16 protein-coding genes and 1 other annotated feature are annotated in these 17,470 nt (G+C 30.0%); of the genes, 13 read left to right on the top strand and 3 right to left on the bottom strand.

The window, feature by feature from the left end:
* Positions 1 to 8: 8 nt before the first annotated feature.
* From ACK2WO_RS10415 to ACK2WO_RS10400, 4 genes are all read left to right on the top strand, one after another.
* Positions 9 to 581: a hypothetical protein gene (locus ACK2WO_RS10415; RefSeq protein ID WP_414697796.1), complete on the top strand. Its 573-nt coding sequence runs from the start codon at positions 9 to 11 to the stop codon at positions 579 to 581.
* Positions 582 to 682: 101 nt separating this feature from the next.
* Positions 683 to 1,711, top strand: coding sequence for a peptidyl-prolyl cis-trans isomerase (locus ACK2WO_RS10410; RefSeq protein ID WP_414697795.1), 1,029 nt, complete (start codon positions 683 to 685; stop codon positions 1,709 to 1,711).
* Between the two features lie 146 nt (positions 1,712 to 1,857).
* Positions 1,858 to 2,211: a cupin domain-containing protein gene (locus ACK2WO_RS10405; protein WP_414697794.1), complete on the top strand. Its 354-nt coding sequence runs from the start codon at positions 1,858 to 1,860 to the stop codon at positions 2,209 to 2,211.
* 97 nt (positions 2,212 to 2,308) lie between these two features.
* A complete protein-coding gene (locus tag ACK2WO_RS10400; RefSeq protein WP_414697793.1) occupies positions 2,309 to 3,535 on the top strand; it encodes a hypothetical protein in 1,227 nt (408 codons plus the stop codon).
* An 85-nt stretch (positions 3,536 to 3,620) separates the two neighbouring features.
* Here the strand turns inward: ACK2WO_RS10400 and ACK2WO_RS10395 are convergent, their stop codons facing one another.
* Positions 3,621 to 4,754: an AI-2E family transporter gene (locus tag ACK2WO_RS10395; RefSeq protein ID WP_414697792.1), complete on the bottom strand. Its 1,134-nt coding sequence runs from the start codon at positions 4,752 to 4,754 to the stop codon at positions 3,621 to 3,623.
* Positions 4,755 to 5,010: 256 nt separating this feature from the next.
* Positions 5,011 to 5,253, top strand: a binding site (T-box leader).
* Between the two features lie 50 nt (positions 5,254 to 5,303).
* Between ACK2WO_RS10395 and asnS the strand changes: the two genes are divergently transcribed.
* Complete coding sequence (gene asnS / locus ACK2WO_RS10390; RefSeq protein ID WP_178411458.1) at positions 5,304 to 6,701, top strand: asparagine--tRNA ligase; 1,398 nt, start codon at positions 5,304 to 5,306, stop codon at positions 6,699 to 6,701.
* A 93-nt stretch (positions 6,702 to 6,794) separates the two neighbouring features.
* Here the strand turns inward: asnS and ACK2WO_RS10385 are convergent, their stop codons facing one another.
* Together ACK2WO_RS10385 and ACK2WO_RS10380 are read right to left on the bottom strand one after the other, a co-directional pair.
* Positions 6,795 to 7,826, bottom strand: a complete 1,032-nt coding sequence (locus ACK2WO_RS10385; RefSeq protein ID WP_414697791.1) for a YeiH family protein — start codon at positions 7,824 to 7,826, stop codon at positions 6,795 to 6,797.
* A 41-nt stretch (positions 7,827 to 7,867) separates the two neighbouring features.
* On the bottom strand, positions 7,868 to 8,764 hold the full coding sequence (locus tag ACK2WO_RS10380) for an NAD(P)/FAD-dependent oxidoreductase (protein ID WP_414697790.1): 897 nt from the start codon (positions 8,762 to 8,764) through the stop codon (positions 7,868 to 7,870).
* 325 nt (positions 8,765 to 9,089) lie between these two features.
* On the opposite strand from ACK2WO_RS10380, the gene ACK2WO_RS10375 reads away from it, so the two are divergent.
* From ACK2WO_RS10375 to ACK2WO_RS10340, 8 genes are all read left to right on the top strand, one after another.
* Positions 9,090 to 9,977 (top strand): LysR substrate-binding domain-containing protein, encoded by an 888-nt coding sequence (locus ACK2WO_RS10375; protein WP_414697789.1) that lies wholly within the window; start codon positions 9,090 to 9,092, stop codon positions 9,975 to 9,977.
* A gap of 69 nt (positions 9,978 to 10,046) precedes the next feature.
* A complete protein-coding gene (locus ACK2WO_RS10370; RefSeq protein ID WP_414697788.1) occupies positions 10,047 to 11,249 on the top strand; it encodes a hypothetical protein in 1,203 nt (400 codons plus the stop codon).
* Positions 11,250 to 11,569: 320 nt separating this feature from the next.
* Positions 11,570 to 12,235, top strand: a complete 666-nt coding sequence (locus tag ACK2WO_RS10365) for a putative N-acetylmannosamine-6-phosphate 2-epimerase (protein WP_178411870.1) — start codon at positions 11,570 to 11,572, stop codon at positions 12,233 to 12,235.
* Between the two features lie 150 nt (positions 12,236 to 12,385).
* Positions 12,386 to 13,267, top strand: a complete 882-nt coding sequence (locus ACK2WO_RS10360) for an N-acetylneuraminate lyase (RefSeq protein ID WP_040410204.1) — start codon at positions 12,386 to 12,388, stop codon at positions 13,265 to 13,267.
* 58 nt (positions 13,268 to 13,325) lie between these two features.
* Entirely contained in the window at positions 13,326 to 14,825 is a 1,500-nt protein-coding gene (locus tag ACK2WO_RS10355) for a sodium:solute symporter (protein ID WP_414697787.1), read from the top strand.
* Between the two features lie 113 nt (positions 14,826 to 14,938).
* Positions 14,939 to 15,397, top strand: coding sequence for a YhcH/YjgK/YiaL family protein (locus ACK2WO_RS10350; RefSeq protein ID WP_178411872.1), 459 nt, complete (start codon positions 14,939 to 14,941; stop codon positions 15,395 to 15,397).
* A 126-nt stretch (positions 15,398 to 15,523) separates the two neighbouring features.
* The gene (locus ACK2WO_RS10345; protein WP_414697786.1) at positions 15,524 to 16,423 is read left to right on the top strand and encodes an ROK family protein; all 900 of its coding nucleotides are present in this window, start codon (positions 15,524 to 15,526) and stop codon (positions 16,421 to 16,423) included.
* Positions 16,424 to 17,269, top strand: a complete 846-nt coding sequence (locus ACK2WO_RS10340) for a MurR/RpiR family transcriptional regulator (protein ID WP_414697785.1) — start codon at positions 16,424 to 16,426, stop codon at positions 17,267 to 17,269.
* Positions 17,270 to 17,470: the final 201 nt, after the last annotated feature.

Genomic DNA, 17,470 nt, shown 5'->3' with positions numbered 1-17,470 from the left:
GCATTAAAATGGATAGTAAAAAATTTGGATTGAAAAAAATAACAACAATAATTTTAACTATATTCTTTATAGGTTCTCTAGGATACTTCCTATATATAAAGGATAGTATGGGAATTTCAGTATCTGTATTTTGTTTGATACTTACTGTAGTATTATATCAAATAAATAAAAGACTTCCAAAACTATTGAGTGATGGACTTTACAGTGTATTTATGTGGTATGCTTGTATAGCATCTGTTTTAGGATCTGGATATGGATTCTATGATATACCTCACTATGATGACTTTTTACATGTAACATCTGGTTTGTTGACAGTTACAGCAGCTTATACATTTATTAAATATTTTAATACAGAGGAACAAATAAGCAAAATGAACATAATATTTATAGCTATGTTTATGTTCATGTTTAGTATGGGAATTGCATCTCTTTGGGAAATAGGAGAATTTAGTATGGACCATATAATGCATACACATACTCAAGTAGGTGGACTTACTGATACAGTTATGGACATGATAGACGCACTGGTTGGATGTATAGTTTCACTTCCTTATGCATTAAAGAAAATAAAGAATAAGTAAAGATATAGTCAATTCAAAACATTTTCATAAATGTTTCATATTATATACATAAGGATAATTTATATTATAAATTAAGGAGATTGATTATTTGGAGGAATATAATGGGTAATAAAAATATTTTTTCTAAAATCAAAGAATATATATCAAAATTACTCAATTCAAAACCATTGATAATATTGGTATTGCTAATAATATTTTTTACAATGCTTTATGTATATATAAGACCTGTAGAAAGCGATACCAAAAAAAGTGAGAATAATCCAAAAGATATAGTTGCATATATCGATGGAGAAAAAATAACATTCAATGAAGTTGAGAAAAGGGCAGAAGAAATATTATATTTTGATAAAAAAAATATAATAAAAAATTTAGGCACTGATATTTATAAAAAAGAATTGTCTAAATATGTAATATATGAAGATATACTGTATAGAAAAGCTAAAGAAGAGAATATCAATGTTACTAAAGAAGAGATAAGAGACACATACCATAGTTTAGAAAATTTCATAACAGAGAATTTAAATTTAACAGGTAATGATTTAAGAAGTAAGCAATATAAAGAAAATAAAAAAATTATGAGAAGTATGAGAAAGACTATAAAGGCCTATAAGTATTTAGATGAAGAGACTAAAGTTGATGATTCTGAGGCTAAAAAATATTATAATTCCAATAAAGATAAATACAGAGTGGGAGTATACAGAGATATATTTATAAGTACAGTAGATAGTTCTGGCAAAAAATTAGCGAAAGAAGATATAAAAGAAGCTGAAAGTAGAGCCTATAGTATATATAAAAAATTAGAAGATGGTTGCAATTTTGAGGAACTAGAAAATGAGTACTCTGAGGACATAAAAGGGACTATTCCAGGTGGAATAGGAGACCTTGAGATGGACTTTAGCGATGAAGATGTAAAAAATAAAATTGCTAAGTTAAATGTAGGAGAGTATATAGAAAAACCTATAAAAAGTTCTTATGGATACCACATAATAAAAAGAATTGGAACTGAAGTAGAGCCTTTTGATAAAGTAAAAGAAGAGATAAAAAGTACACTTTCTTATAAAAAACAAATAAAACTATTTGAAGATTTAATAAAAGAATATCATGTAGAATTTACAGATGAGTATAAGTAAAAGGCGAGGTGCACTTACCTCGCTTTTTTTAATTTTTGAAAAATATTAGAAGGAATTAAAAAAGATTTAAAGAATAATAATTAATATAGTATAAAAAGTATACTTACAAAATTAATAAAAATAGAGATTATAAAAGGGGTGTTTTTATGATAAGAAAAAAATCAGAAACAGTTACACAGGTTAGAGAAGGAGTACAGAGTGGTAAAGGAAAGGGAGATTTTACTACTCTTGTAAGCCCAGAAGAACTAAGAGGACATGGTAGATTATTTAGTAGAATAGCTTTAGAAAAAGGAGCTTCAATAGGAGAACATGACCATACAAATGATTTTGAAGTGTATTATATATTAAGTGGCAAGGGCTTAGTAAATGATAATGGAGAAGAAGTTGTAGTAGAAGCAGGAGATGTTATATACACAGCAGATGGAGCAAAACATTCAATAGAAAATATAGGTGATGATGTGCTAGATTTTTTAGCAGTAGTTCTTTATGATGAAAAATAAATAGTATAAATTATACAGAATTATTTGAATGATAGTAAAAAAAGTGATATATTACTTTTAAGAATATTTTGGAAATATAAGATAAGGAGGAGAGAAAATGAAAAGTTTTAGAGAAAATAAACGATTTATACGGTTAGTAGTTATAATACCACTTCTCCTAGTTGGACAGTATTTTATGTTTTCAAAAGGGGTTATAAGTCCTATAGTTAAAGGTGTAGAGATTAAAATAATAGGTGGAAACTACATAAAAGACTTAGATAAATATATAATAAAACTTGGAGACGATGTTGAAATATCTGCCGGAAATTATGTTAAAATTCCAGGTTACGCAAAAGATCCTAAGTTATGGTTTAATGCTTTAGATGACAATGGAATTATAGAGATAAAGGATAATAAAATAACTGCATTAAAAGAAGGATATACATCTGTAGCTGTTATGAAGGGGAATAGGCTTATAAAAAAGGCGATGCTAAAAGTAGTTAATCCAGATGTTGAAAGCTTAGATATGGATTTAAGCGATGAATTAAAATATGTTGGAGACAAGGCTACAATAAGTAGTTCCGTTGCAATATCAGATTATCAAAAGTTTAAGGATACATATAAGGCAAAATATTTAAGTAGTGACGAATCTATATTAAAGATAGATGGAGATAAAGTAGAAGCTGTAGGAGTTGGAACAGCAACTATAAGTGGAGAATGTGGTGATAAGCTAGTAGAAATTCCATTAAAAATAGAAGCAAAAGTATCTAAGTTAGAGGTTGCGAATGAATTTATACTTGAAGAAGGCCAGACAACAAATATAAATCCAAAAGTTACAACATCTCCAAAAGGATTAAAGCCTCCTAAAGTAGAATATAGATACGCTGATAAAAAGAAAAATTCTGATAGAGCAGCTAAAGTATCTAGTTCTGGAAAAATATCGGCTATAAGAGAAGGAAGCGAAAAGATAGTTGTATCTTGTGGAGAAAAAGAAAGAATTATAAAAGTTACAGTTAAGAAAAGAAGTGTTAAAAATAGCACTATAAAAAATATAAATTATTCTTATGAGGTTGGAGAAGAAAATATAAAGCTAGAAGTTAGTTGGGATTCTTTAGAAGGAATAAAATCATACGATATATATGTAAAAGATTACGATGATGAAGAATATAATATTATACAATCTGTATCACAGTCTGAAGAAAAAGAAGGAAAGATTAATACAACTTTAGAAATAGGACTAAGCGAAATAGGTGAAAATCAAGATAAATCTTTAGAAATTTATATAGTAGGTGTAGGCGAAAAAGAATCTACAAAACCTAGTGATAAAATTATAATTAAATATTAAAAATACCGATATTTCGGATATAGTTAAATAAGAAAGGGACTCATGCTTATGCAAGGTCCCTTTTAAAATATTTATTAATTTATTTTTATTCTTGTTCTCTTGGATTATCGAAATTACTCATTTGTATTTCCTGAGATTTTTTTTCTACATATTCAGTAATATAAACCTTTAAAACACCCATTATAGGAGTTGATAAAATCATACCAGGTATACCAAAGAATCCACCACCTACAGTTACTGCAAGTATTGTAAGGAATGGACTTAGTCCAAGCTGTCCACCAACAACCTTAGGCTCTATAAATGCAACTTCAACTTGCTGAACTACAAGTAGGTATATTAAAGAGAATAAAGCTATTTTAGGATCTGTAAATAGGTTTATTAAAACAACAGGTGTCATACCTATTGCAGGACCAAAATATGGAATCATATTCATAAGCCCCATCAATGTACCAAATAATAATGCATACTTAGACTTCAATATGAAAAGCCCTATTCCTGAAAGTACACCAACTATTATCGAGTCAAATATCTTTCCAGTGAAATATTTTCCTACATTATCGTTAAGGTCTCTTGAAACATCTAATACAAAGCTAGCCTTTTTATCACCTAATGCTACATATATAACCTTCTTTAGAAAATCAAAGATTTTTTCTTTTTCAAGAAGAATATAGAAGCAAATAATAAATGCCAATACAAAGTTAAATATAAACTTACCGAATGAGAATGTCTTTTTAAATATTTCCCCTATAGATCCAACAAATAGGCTACTTAAATTAGGTAGCATATTAGAAGTTTTATCCCATATTTCCTGCATAGTAGCTGCATCTATATTTTCTAAGTGCTTTGAAAGATCTATTAAGAAAGCTTCTGTTTCGGCGAAGTATGTTGGAGCATGGTTGATTATATCTATAATACTTTCTATTATTACAGGTAATGTCATAACAAGTATAGAAAGTAGTACTATAATAAGTCCCCGGTAAGTTATAAATAGGGAAGCTCCTCTTTTGGCTTTAAATTTCTTTTCGAAAAACTTTATAATTGGGTTAAATATATAAGCCAAAACAAAAGCTATGACGAAAGGTGTAAGTAAGCCAATAAGAAAATCAAGCATGCCAAAGAAATATTGGTAGTTATCTATCAGTTTTATAATTAAATAGGTTAAAACTAGCGTGAAAACTACATTTAAATAAACTTTCTTTTTTTTACGTCTGCCAGTCAATATTTTTTAACTCCTTTCAAAAAATTTTAAGTTTTAAATAATTTTTAAAAAGCTATAAGGAAGATTATACATTTTTTAAGAGGTTTAGACAAGGGATTAAATATTAAGAAAAAATAAAGAAAAAGCCGAATAAAAAAATAAAGTGAAGTAAATGAATCAAAAGTTTCAAAATTCTTGACTAAATTAAAAACTACTGATATAATTGCAAATAGATAACACAATTTTTAGAAATAAGAATTGTATATATATATTTATATTAAATGCAGTGAAAAGAAGAGTAGGTATTTTCTAATAGTTACAGAGAGTCGGCGTTGCTGAGAGTCCGATTGCTAATTGTCTATACTGAATAACATCTTGGAGCAGCTGACCGAAAGCATTTGTTAGTAGGCTCAGACGGTAGGAACCGTTATATTCCATAAGCAAAAGCTTTATGAGTGGCCGAGAATATCGGCAATCAGGGTGGTACCGCGAATTGATTATTATACCTTTCGTCCCTATTATGGGATTGAAAGGTTTTTTTATTTTAAAAAAGAAAAGGTGGAGAAAAATATGCAGAAAGAATTTTTAGAAATAAAAGAGCTTTATAGAAACAAAGAAGCTCACATTGGACAGACTGTAAAAGTTGCTGGATGGATAAGAACATCAAGAATGTCAAAAAACTTCGGATTTATAGAATTAAATGACGGAAGTTTCTTCAAAAATATGCAGATAGTATTAGATGAAAAATTAGAAAACTTCAAAGAAATAGGTAAATTACCTATATCATCATCAATACTTGTAGAAGGTGAATTAGTATCAACAGAAGGTGCTAAACAGCCAGTAGAAATACACGCAACAAAAGTAGAAGTAGAAGGTATGTCAGATAGCTCATACCCACTTCAGAAAAAAAGACATACATTAGAATACTTAAGAACAATAGCACACTTAAGACCTAGAAGTAATACTTTCTCTGCAGTATTCAGAGTTAGATCTTTAGCAGCTTATGCTATACATAAATTCTTCCAGGAAAGAAACTTCGTATACGCTCACTCTCCAATCATAACAGGAAGTGACTGTGAAGGTGCTGGAGAAATGTTCAGATTAACTACTTTAGATATGGAAAATCTTCCAAGAACAGAAGAAGGAAAAATAGACTACTCTAAAGACTTCTTCGGTAAAGAAGCTAACCTTACTGTTTCTGGACAGTTAAATGCTGAAATAATGGCTCTTGCTTTCAGAAATGTTTATACATTTGGACCAACATTCAGAGCAGAAAACTCATACACTGGTAGACATGCATCTGAATTCTGGATGATAGAACCTGAAATAGTATTCGCTGACCTTGAAGATAACATGGAATTAGCAGAAGATATGATAAAATACATAATAAACTATGTAATGGAAAATGCTCCAGAAGAAATGCAGTTCTTCAATAGTTTCATAGACAAAGGATTATTAGAAAGATTAAACAACGTAGTAAACTCTGACTTCGTAAGAATAACTTACACAAAAGCTATAGAATTACTACTTGAATCAGGACATGAATTCGAAAACCCAGTAGAATGGGGATGCGACCTTCAGACTGAACACGAAAGATATATAACAGAAGAAATATACAAAGCTCCAGTATTCGTTACTGACTATCCAAAAGATATAAAAGCATTCTACATGAGAATGAATGAAGATGGTAAAACAGTAAGAGCTATGGACTTATTAGTTCCAGGAGTTGGAGAAATAGTTGGAGGATCTCAGAGGGAAGAAAGAGAAGACGTACTTCGTGCAAGAATGCAGGAAATGAACTTAAACGAAGAAGATTACTGGTGGTACCTAGAACTTAGAAAATACGGAACAGCTACTCACTCTGGTTTCGGACTAGGATTCGAAAGAATAATAATGTACATGACTGGTATGTCAAACATAAGAGACGTAATACCATTCCCAAGAACTCCAAAAAATGCAGAATTCTAATAAATAAAGCAAAAAAAGCTGTCGATGAATATTCATACGACAGCTTTTTTAAATATGTATAATAAAATAAATTGGGGTTAGAGGCAATTTTATTTACCAGATATGCATAAAGTGCTGTAGTGTTAATGTAACAACTGTTATACCTATCCAGCAAGACATTCCAAGAAGTATTGGTTTACCGCCACTTCTAACTAACTTAACTATATCTGTATTAAATCCTATTGCAGCCATAGCCATTATTATAAAGAATTTAGATAACTCTTTAAATGGTAGGAAGAATTCTGGAGATACACCAGCAGATGTAGCTACGGTAGTTATTATACTTGCTCCTATAAAGAACAGTATAAAGAATGGGAATACCTGTTTTAGTGGTATACTATTACCATTTTCCATCTCTGCTTTTCTAGCTCTTCTAAAGGCTAGGAATAGAGTTATTGGTATAATTGCTAATGTTCTAGTTAATTTTACAGTTACTGCTTTATCAAGTGTCCGGCTTCCTAACTGGTATATACTATCCCAAGTAGATGCAGCTGCTGTTACTGAAGAAGTATCATTAACTGCAGTTCCAGCAAATACTCCAAATGCTTCACCAGATGTTGTAGAGAAGCCAAGAAGAGCACCTAAACTAGGGAATATTAAAGCTGCTAGCACGTTGAATAAGAAGATGACTGATATTGCTTGAGCTACTTCCTCTTCATTGGCATCTATAACTGGTGCAGTGGCAGCTATTGCAGAACCACCGCAAATAGAAGATCCAACACCGATAAGTGTAGAGATTTTTTCAGGCATATCTAATTTTCTATGAAGTAGATATGCAATTATAAGTGAAGTAGATATTGTGCAGATTATTATAGGTAAAGACTGTTTACCTGTTTCCATAACTACTTCAAGATTCATACCGAATCCTAAAAGAACTACAGCATACTGTAAGATTTTTTTAGATGTATATTTAATTCCAGGCTCGTATGGTTCTTTATTTTTTATAAATATTGTAAGAACCATACCTATAAGTATTGCGAACACCGGACCTCCTATTATCGGGAATTTTTTTCCTAGTAGTACTGAAGGGATAGAAATTGCTAAGCATATTAAAAGACCCTTCCATTTTTCTTTTATAAAGTTCATATAAATTAATCCTCCTAAAGCTTACATTTATGAGTTGTTTTTTACATTGATGCATTTATTGCAGCTATTGTTCCGTCTGCTACAGCAGTTGCAACCTGTCTAACTGGTTTAACTCTTATATCACCAACTGCGTAAACACCTTTTATTTCAGTTTCCATATTTTCATTAACTGGTATAAAACCATTTTCTAGTTTTAACTCAGTATATAATTCTGTGTTAGGAACAGTACCTGCGTAGACAAATATACCGCATCCTGGGTCTGAGATTGTTTCTATGCTACCAGTTTTTTCATCTGATATATCAAGAGACTCAACTCTTTCCTTTCCATATACAGCGTGAAGTCTTGATTCTAATCTTACCTTTATATTGCTAGTTTTTTTGATTTTTTCTCTAAATTCTGCTATACATCCAAGAGAATCTTCAAAATGTATTATTGTAACAGTTTTAGCAAACTGTGCAAGATAAAGTGCTTCTTTAACGGCACCATCTGCACCACCTACAACATATATATTTTTTCCTATATAATCTTTACCGTCTTTAGCAGCATTTAGGCCTATTCCTTTTCCAGCTAATTCTAATTCGCCTTCTATACCAAGTTTTCTTGCTCTTGTACCATTAGCGATTATTATTTTTTTAGCTTCATAAGTATTATTATTAGTGAATACTAATTTAACATCTCCTTTAAGATTTACATTTGCTACATCTTCATAAACTATTTCTATTCCTGCGTTTTCAGCCTGTTCTTTTAATCGTTTAGAGAAACTAACTCCTGTTTCTCCACTTACTATTCCAGCGTAATGAGTTACAGTAGAAACTTTTCCTATAAGTCCGCCTATTTTTTCTTTTTCTATTATAAGTACTTTTTTACCTCTGCTTTTAGCATATACTCCAGCACTTATACCAGCTGGGCCTGCTCCTATTATTACTATATCGTACATAATTACGTTCCTCCTTTTAAAAATTAAAGTGTTTTAAATTTTTTAATTAGCTTTTGTTTTGCGTTTGTTCTTTCTATGCTTTAACTATAAACCTAAATAATCATTTTGTAAAATTATGAATAATAATATTAGGATAAATATATATTATGGTAAAAAGTTTGGCCTTCTTTATGGTAGAAAAATCAATATTAATATAAAATAAATTTATAGGCTAAAGTAATAAGATAGCTAAATAGGATAATAGGAAAGTATGTTATATAAGGTTAAAAGGATCTTTTGAAAATAAGATGTGTTAGAGGAAAGCACAAAGTTTTGGAGGCACGATATGCTTGATTTTAGAATTGAAACATTTTTAAAGGTATGCGAATATATGAATTTTACGCATGCTGCAGAAGCGCTTTGTATGACTCAGCCGGCTGTATCTCAGCATATAAAATATCTTGAAGAAAAGTACGAAGCACCATTATTTATAAGAGATAAAAAGAAATTAACTCTTACTCCAGCGGGAGAAATACTTAGATCCACTTTAGAAACGATGAGAAATGACGAAACTACAATGAAAAACAGAATGAAAGAAAGTATGATAGGAAAGAAAATCCTTACATTTGGGGTTACAATGACTATAGGAGGATATACAATAATTCCTTCTTTAATAGATTTTATAAAATCAAACCCAGATATGGACTTTCAAGTAAGATATGGAAATACTCAAACTCTACTTTCATATCTTCATGAGGGAAGTATAGATTTTGCAATTGTAGAGGGTTATTTTAAGGCAGATAATTATAACACTAGGGTGTTTAAAACAGAGGAGTATATAGCTGTAGCTGCTAAAAATCATGAATTCCAAAAGGAGATAAAAGTTTTAAAAGACCTTACAGATGAAAGACTTCTTATAAGAGAAAATGGCTCAGGAACAAGAGCAATACTTACTAAGAGCTTAGCTGTTAAAAATCTTACAGTAGATGATTTTCCTAAAACTATAGAAGTTGAAAATATACATACAATAGTAGATTTACTATGTCGGGATTGTGGAATATCTTTCCTTTATAAATCTGCTGTGGAAAAAGAAATTGAAAATGGAAATTTGAAAAAAATAGAGTTAGAAGATTTTAAAGTAAGCCATGATTTTACATTCTTATGGAATAAGGATAGTGCATTTTCAGAGGATTATCAAAAGGTATTTGAAATTTTTAAGGCTTCACTAAAATAAAATCTTTAAGCTAAAGTTAAGTTTTGTGTTGTATTATATTACTATAAAATGAAATAGGAGTGGATAAAGATGGACACAAAATTTGAATTTAAGAAACCAGATTTTGAGAATATAAAAGAAAATATGAAAGGTTTTAAGGACAAAATAAATCTAAGAAGAGAAGGAAATCAATCGCTAAAGGTAGCAAGTATAGCTTTTGTTATACTTCTTATTGTTTCAGTGATAGCAAGTTCTGTGCGGAGACAGTTTTTAGATGGTATGGGAAATGTTAATATGTTTAGCATACTTTTAGGTCTAAATCTTGTAGGAGTTAGAATAAGAAGTAATGGGATGATGATGTTCTCTTCATCTACTGTGAATATAGGTATAATAATCTTATTATTAATACCGATATTAGCTTTAGTTGTGGCAAATTTATTTATCTATAGAAGAAAAATAGAAACGATAGATAGATGTATTATTGAAGCTTTAAAAGTAGGGTTTATGTATGGATTGTTATTGGCTATAACATCAATATTTAGTACAACAAGAATAAATCTTGGAATGGGAAATATATTTGGATTTGGAAATAATTATATAGCAATAGGCTATAAATTCTTCCCAGCATTTGGAAATGGATTTTTAATAGCATTTTTAACAACAGCTATTCTAAATTATAGAAAAGAATTCCACGGAGAATACTACACAACAGATATAGTATCAGATGCAATTAGAGAGTTTTTAAAAATTTCTTTGATTGTACTTGTTATAACAGTTATAGTCGTATTTACAAAAAACTCAGCTTTATATGATTTTGGAATATCTGAGTATTCAAAAGGTGGAGCTGTAGGAGCATATATTATGCAGATTGCAGCATATTTAATTACAATAGCCACAGGTGGTATAGTACATATAGGTGATTCATCATCTATATCTATATTTAGTATATTCAATAGTGCTACATTTACAGATACAAAATTATTAATACGGATTATATTCTGTATATTTGCAATAGCTATGATTTTTGTAGGTGCAAATATATATAGAAACTATAGATTTGAAAATAGAAAAACTGTACTACATTTTAGTATAGTATTTGGATTTTTAGTTGGTTTAGTAGCTAAGTTTAGTGCTATTTCAATATCAGGATCAATGATGCAAAATATGTCATCTATTGATTTGGCAATCACTGCAGGAACATTTACAACATTTGTGATTGCAACTATATCTACTATAATCTTTACAGAAATAGGGTATAGGATAGCACCACATGTAGATGACTTATTTGGATAGAATAAAATAAATATTAGATAAAATAAATTATAAAATACAAAATATAAAAATTAAAAAATGAAAATTAGTTTCTAAGATAAAAATGAAAATAATTTTATAAAATCACTGCAAAAATGAAAATTGCAGTGATTTTTTTGTAAGAAAAGTGATTAAACAGGTAAAAAAAGTGAAAAAGGTGTATAAAAGAAATTTTATTTCAAAATTTAAAATAATTTATGAAAATATATTGCACAAAATGAAAATGCGTGGTAGAATTTAATTGTTGAAAACGATATTAGAAAAATAAAAGTTGAAATAAAATTTCAAAAGGAGGTAGATTGATGCTAGATTTAGTAAAAGGAAAATTAATAGTATCATGTCAGGCATTACCAGATGAACCACTTCACAGCTCATTCATAATGGGAAGAATGGCAAATGCAGCAAAAGAAGGTGGAGCTGCTGGTATAAGAGCACAGGGTGTTGAAGATATAAAAGAAATAAAAAGAGTAACAGGACTTCCTGTTATAGGAATAATAAAAAGAAATTACGATGATTCAGAAATATATATAACACCTACTAAAAAAGAAATAGACGAGCTTTTAACAACAGAATGTGAAATGATAGCTCTTGATTGTACAGATAGAAAAAGACCAGGAGATGAAAATCTTGCTGAGTTAATAAAATATATAAAAGAAAATAATGTACTAGTTATGGCAGATATATCTACTTATGAAGAAGCTATGGAAGCTGAAAAATTAGGTGTAGATTGTGTTTCTACAACACTTGCAGGATACACAGATTATTCAGTAAATAAAGTAGGACCTGATTTTGAATTAATAGATAGACTTGTTAGCGATTTAAAAGTACCAGTTATAGCAGAAGGAAAAATAAATACTCCTGAAGATTTAAAAGAAGTATATGCACATAATGTATTTTCTGCAGTAGTTGGTTCAGCGATAACAAGACCACAGTTAATAACAGCTAAATTTGCAAATGCAATAAAATAGCGGTAAGAGTAAGGAATTACTTACTCTTTAATTTAAAAATAAAGAATATTGCGACGTTTGGGAAAACGTTAATTAAGATGTAACTTTCATCCTTAGAGGATGCGTAAATAAAAAAATAAAATAAATTATAAAATTTTGGAGGATTGAAAAATGAAAACAACAGATATGAAAGGTATTTATTCAGCATTATTAGTTTCTTTTGATGAAAATGGAAACGTAAACGAACAGGGGACAAGAGAAATAATAAGACACAATATAGATAAAATGAAAGTTGATGGATTATATGTTGGTGGAAGTACAGGGGAAAACTTCATGCTTTCAACTGATGAAAAGAAAAGAATATTTGAAATAGCTAAAGATGAAGCTAAAGACGAAATAAAATTAATAGCTCAGGTTGGATCAGTAAACTTAAAAGAAGCTGTAGAACTTGCAAAATTCACAACAGATTTAGGATACGATGCAATAAGTGCAGTTACACCATTCTACTATAAATTCGATTTTGAAGAAATAAAACACTACTACAACACAATAATAAACTCAGTAGATAACAGATTAATAATATACTCTATACCATTCTTAACAGGTGTAAACATGAGTTTAGATCAGTTCGCTGAATTATTCGAAAATGAAAAAATAATAGGTGTTAAATTCACTGCAGCAGACTTCTACTTATTAGAAAGAATGAGAAAAGCATTCCCTAATAAATTAATATTTGCTGGATTCGACGAAATGATGTTACCAGCTACAGTTTTAGGAGTAGACGGAGCGATAGGTTCTACTTTCAATGTAAATGGTGTTAGAGCTAGACAGATATTTGAACTTGCTCAGGCTGGAAAAATAGAAGAAGCTAGAGAAATACAGCATGTAACAAATGATTTAATAACAGATATATTAGATAACGGATTATATCACACAATAAAAGCTATGTTAGAAGAAGAAGGAGTACACGCTGGTCTTTGTAGAGAACCAATGAAAAAAACAACTCCAGAAATGGCAGCAAGAGCTAAAGAAATACACAAAAAATATTTTTAATGAATAAGTAACAAACAGGGATAGATTATATATATAAGTCAACGGAGGATTATAAATAATGGTAGGATTTACTATGATTGATTTAATCGTTTTAGTAGTTTATTTACTAGCGGTTTTATTTGCAGGACTTTTCTTCTCGAAAAAAGAGATGAAGGGGAAAGAATTCTTTAAAGGTGATGGAACAATACCTTGGTGGGTTACATCAGTTTCAATATTTGCGACTTTACTAAGTCCAATATCATTCCTTTCACTAGCAGGGAACTCATATGCAGGAAGCTGGATTTTATGGTTTGCTCAGTTAGGTATGTTTATAGCAATACCTTTAACTATAAGATATTTCCTTCCTCTATACAGTAGATTAGAAATAGATACAGCTTATCAGTATCTTGAAATGAGATATGAAAGCAAAGGTCTTAGAATATTAGGTGCTCTAATGTTCATAATATATCAGATAGGACGTATGTCAATAATAATGTACCTTCCATCTGTAGTACTTTCAACATTAACAGGTATAAATGTAAATGTTCTTATAGTAGTAATGGGTATAATAGCAATAATATACTCTTACACTGGTGGTTTAAAAGCCGTTTTATGGACAGATTTCATACAGGGAATGGTTCTTATAATAGGTGTAAGTGGTGCGTTAATATACATGATAAGCCAGATAAACGGTGGATTTGGAGAAGTAATGAGTACTCTTACAACAGGTCATAAATTCTTATTACCTGATGAAAAATTATTTGATCCAAACTTCTTACACACAAGTGCATTTATAATATTCTTTGGTGCTGGTCTTAATACATTATCATCTTATGTATCAAGTCAGGACGTTGTTCAGAGATTTACAACTACAACAGATATAAAACAGTTAAATAAAATGACTTATGGTAATGGTGTACTTTCTATGGGATTAGCAACAGTATTCTATTTAATAGGAACTTGTTTATTCGTATTCTACGGACAGAACCCAGAACTAGCTCAGACTGTTCAGCAGGACCAGATATTTGCATCATATATAGCTTATGAGCTTCCAGTAGGTGTAACAGGAATACTTTTAGCAGCAATATATGCAGCATCTCAGTCAACTTTATCAACTGGATTAAACTCAGTTGCAACAAGTTGGGTTTTAGATATACAGGCATTATTATCTAAAAAAGAAATTCCAATGGAAAGACAGACAAAAATAGCACAGTACGTATCTCTAGGTGTTGGGATATTCTCAATAGTAGTAGCAATAGTACTTGCTAGTGGAAATATAAAATCAGCTTATGAATGGTTCAATAGTTTTATGGGACTTGTTCTAGGAGTTTTAGCTGGAGTATTTATACTTGGAGCATTCTCTAAAAAAGCAGATAGCAAAGGTGCTTATGCAGGATTTATAGCATCAGCAATAGTAGTAGTATACTTAAAATACTTTGTTCCAGAAGTTACTTACTGGGCATACTCTTTAATAACAATAGCTATATGTGTAGTTGTTGGATTAATAGTAAGTAAATTCACTAACAAAGATGGAAAAGAAGCAAAAGCAGAAACAACTGTATTTTACGGCAAAAATTAATTATATAAAATTGCAACCAACCAAAGTGTTTATATAATTTAAATTATATCATCTAACAATTTAGAGTAATCGCAATTGCGGTTACTCTAAAAAATTATACGGAGGAAAATAAAATGATTTTTGGAAATATAAACTATGATAAAACAAATTCAGTTTTACCAGAAGATATAAAAAAATGCTTTGAATACGCAAAAGAAAACAATCTTTTAGACTTTGAAAAAGGATCACATGTAATAGATGGAGATGATTTCTTTGTAAATATAGTTGGATACGATACAACTGTAAAAGAAGAAAGATTCTGGGAAGCTCATAGAAAATATATAGATGTGCATCTGATGCTAAGTGGAGAAGAAAGAATAGCTATTAACTTCATAGAAAACTTAGAACAGAAAGAGTTCCAGGAAGAAGGAGATTTTCTTCCATTAGAAGGAGATGCAGTTAATTCAGAAGTAGTACTTAGAAGTGGAGACTTTTTAGTATGCTATCCTGAAGATGCACATATGACAGCGCTAAAAGCTGGTGAAGAAAAAAGCTCAATAAAAAAAGCGATTTTCAAAGTTATAATAAAATAGTTTAATAGAAATATAATTAAGGAGGCTATTTTATAATTAGCCTCTTTTTTGATTGAAAGCACTTAACTTGAAGAAAAATAAATAATATGTTAATATATTAAAGATTTATAAATCGGAGGAATCAAAATGAGTAAATATGTTTGTATAGATATCGGCGGAACTTCTATAAAATACGGATTAGCTAATGAATTAGGAGAAATATTAGATAGACAGGAGATGGACACTGAAGCTCTTGAAAAAGGTGGACCTGGAATTCTTGAAAAATCTAAAAATATAAGTAGAAAATATATAGAAGAAAATGATGATATAAAAGGGATATGTGTATCTACAGCAGGAATGGTAGATCCAGAAGAAGGAAAAATCGTATATGCTATAGAAAGTATAATACCAGGATATACAGGACTTGAATTTAAGAAAGAAATAGAAAAAGAATTCAATATACCTTGTGAAGTTGAAAATGATGTAAACTGTGCAGGACTTGGAGAAGCATGGTTAGGATCTGGAAAGGGAAGTAAAACATCTGTATGTATGACTATAGGAACGGGAATCGGAGGAGCAGTAATAATAGATGGTAAAATACACAATGGTTGCTGCAATAGTGCTGGAGAAATAGGACATACAATAATAGAAGGAAATTCATTCCAGGATTTAGCTTCAACTTCTAGCCTTGTAAAAAAGGTAGCAAGATTAAAAAATATGGACTATAAAGATTTAAATGGTAAAATAATATTCGAAGAGGCAAAAGCTGGAGATGAGATATGTATACTATCTTTAAAAGAAATGATAAGAGTTTTAGCTTTAGGTATTTCTAATGTAGCATACCTTGTAAATCCAGATACTGTAATTCTAGGTGGAGGAATAATGGCTCAGGAAGAGTACATTAGACCAATCTTAGATGAAGAATTAAAGAAAATATTAGTTGGAAGAGTTTATGAAAATACAAGAATAGAATTTGCATATATGAAAAATAGTGCAGGTATGATAGGAGCTCTACGCAACTTTTTAAATAAACACGTGGAGGAATAAATGAGTATATTAAAACAGCTTGAAGAACCAAATTTTAAAGCAACGAAATCTGATAAAGTATTAATCGAGTATATAAAGGAAAATATAGAAGATGTTTTTTATAAGTCGATTTCTCAAATATCAAAAGAAAGTGGAATTGGAGAGGCCACTATAACTAGATTTTCTAAGAAAATGGGCTATAGCGGACTACAGGATTTTAAAGTTACATTAGCTCGGGAAATATCAGGATTAAAAAATAGAAAAATTATAAATAGAAGTATAGAAAATGATGAAGGTGTTATGGAAAGTGCCAGAAAATTATTTAATTCTAATATAAGAATATTAGAAAATACTTTTAATATAATAGATGGAAATGATATTGAAAAATCTACTGATATGATTATAAATGCCAAGAAAGTTTTCTTTATTGGGATAGGATATTCTGGTATGACTGCAGAGGATTCCAATTACAAGTTTTCAAGAATAGGATTTAACTGTATGGCAATGGATAGCAGTCACAATATGATTATGATGGCATCGCTTATGAATGAAGAGGATGTTGTTGTGGCAATTTCTCATTCTGGAGAAACAGATGAGATTATTAAGGCTGTGAGTATTGCAAAGGCAAATGGAGCAAGTGTTATTTCTGTTACAGAGGATAAGGGCTCTAGGCTTAGAGATATTTCAGATGTTAATCTAGGGTATTTTTCTGGAGAGAGTATACTTGAGACAGGTTCGATTTCTTCAAAGCTGGCACAGTTCTTTATTATAGATCTTGTGTATACTCAGGTTGTTAAAGAGAAGTCTGCTGAGGTTGTTGAGAGAAAGATTAAGACGACTGATGCGATAAAATTGTATAATGGGTAATAAAATAATTAATAGATATTTTATTAAAATATATTAAAAAGCCTTCTATATAAAGTAACTAGTGTTATAGTAGAAGGCTTTTTATTTTTCAATATTTTGAGGTAAGAAAAGGTTGAAATTGATAAAATTAATCGTCGATATAATATGAAAACATATATGTCATTATATAATTTAATAATTCGTTGTAAAAATCATCACTAA

This window comes from Peptacetobacter sp. AB845 (assembly GCF_047528295.1).
Taxonomy (GTDB): domain Bacteria; phylum Bacillota; class Clostridia; order Peptostreptococcales; family Peptostreptococcaceae; genus Peptacetobacter.
The sequence above is the reverse complement of the archived record's forward strand: the minus strand, read 5'-3'. Positions and strand labels throughout refer to the sequence as shown.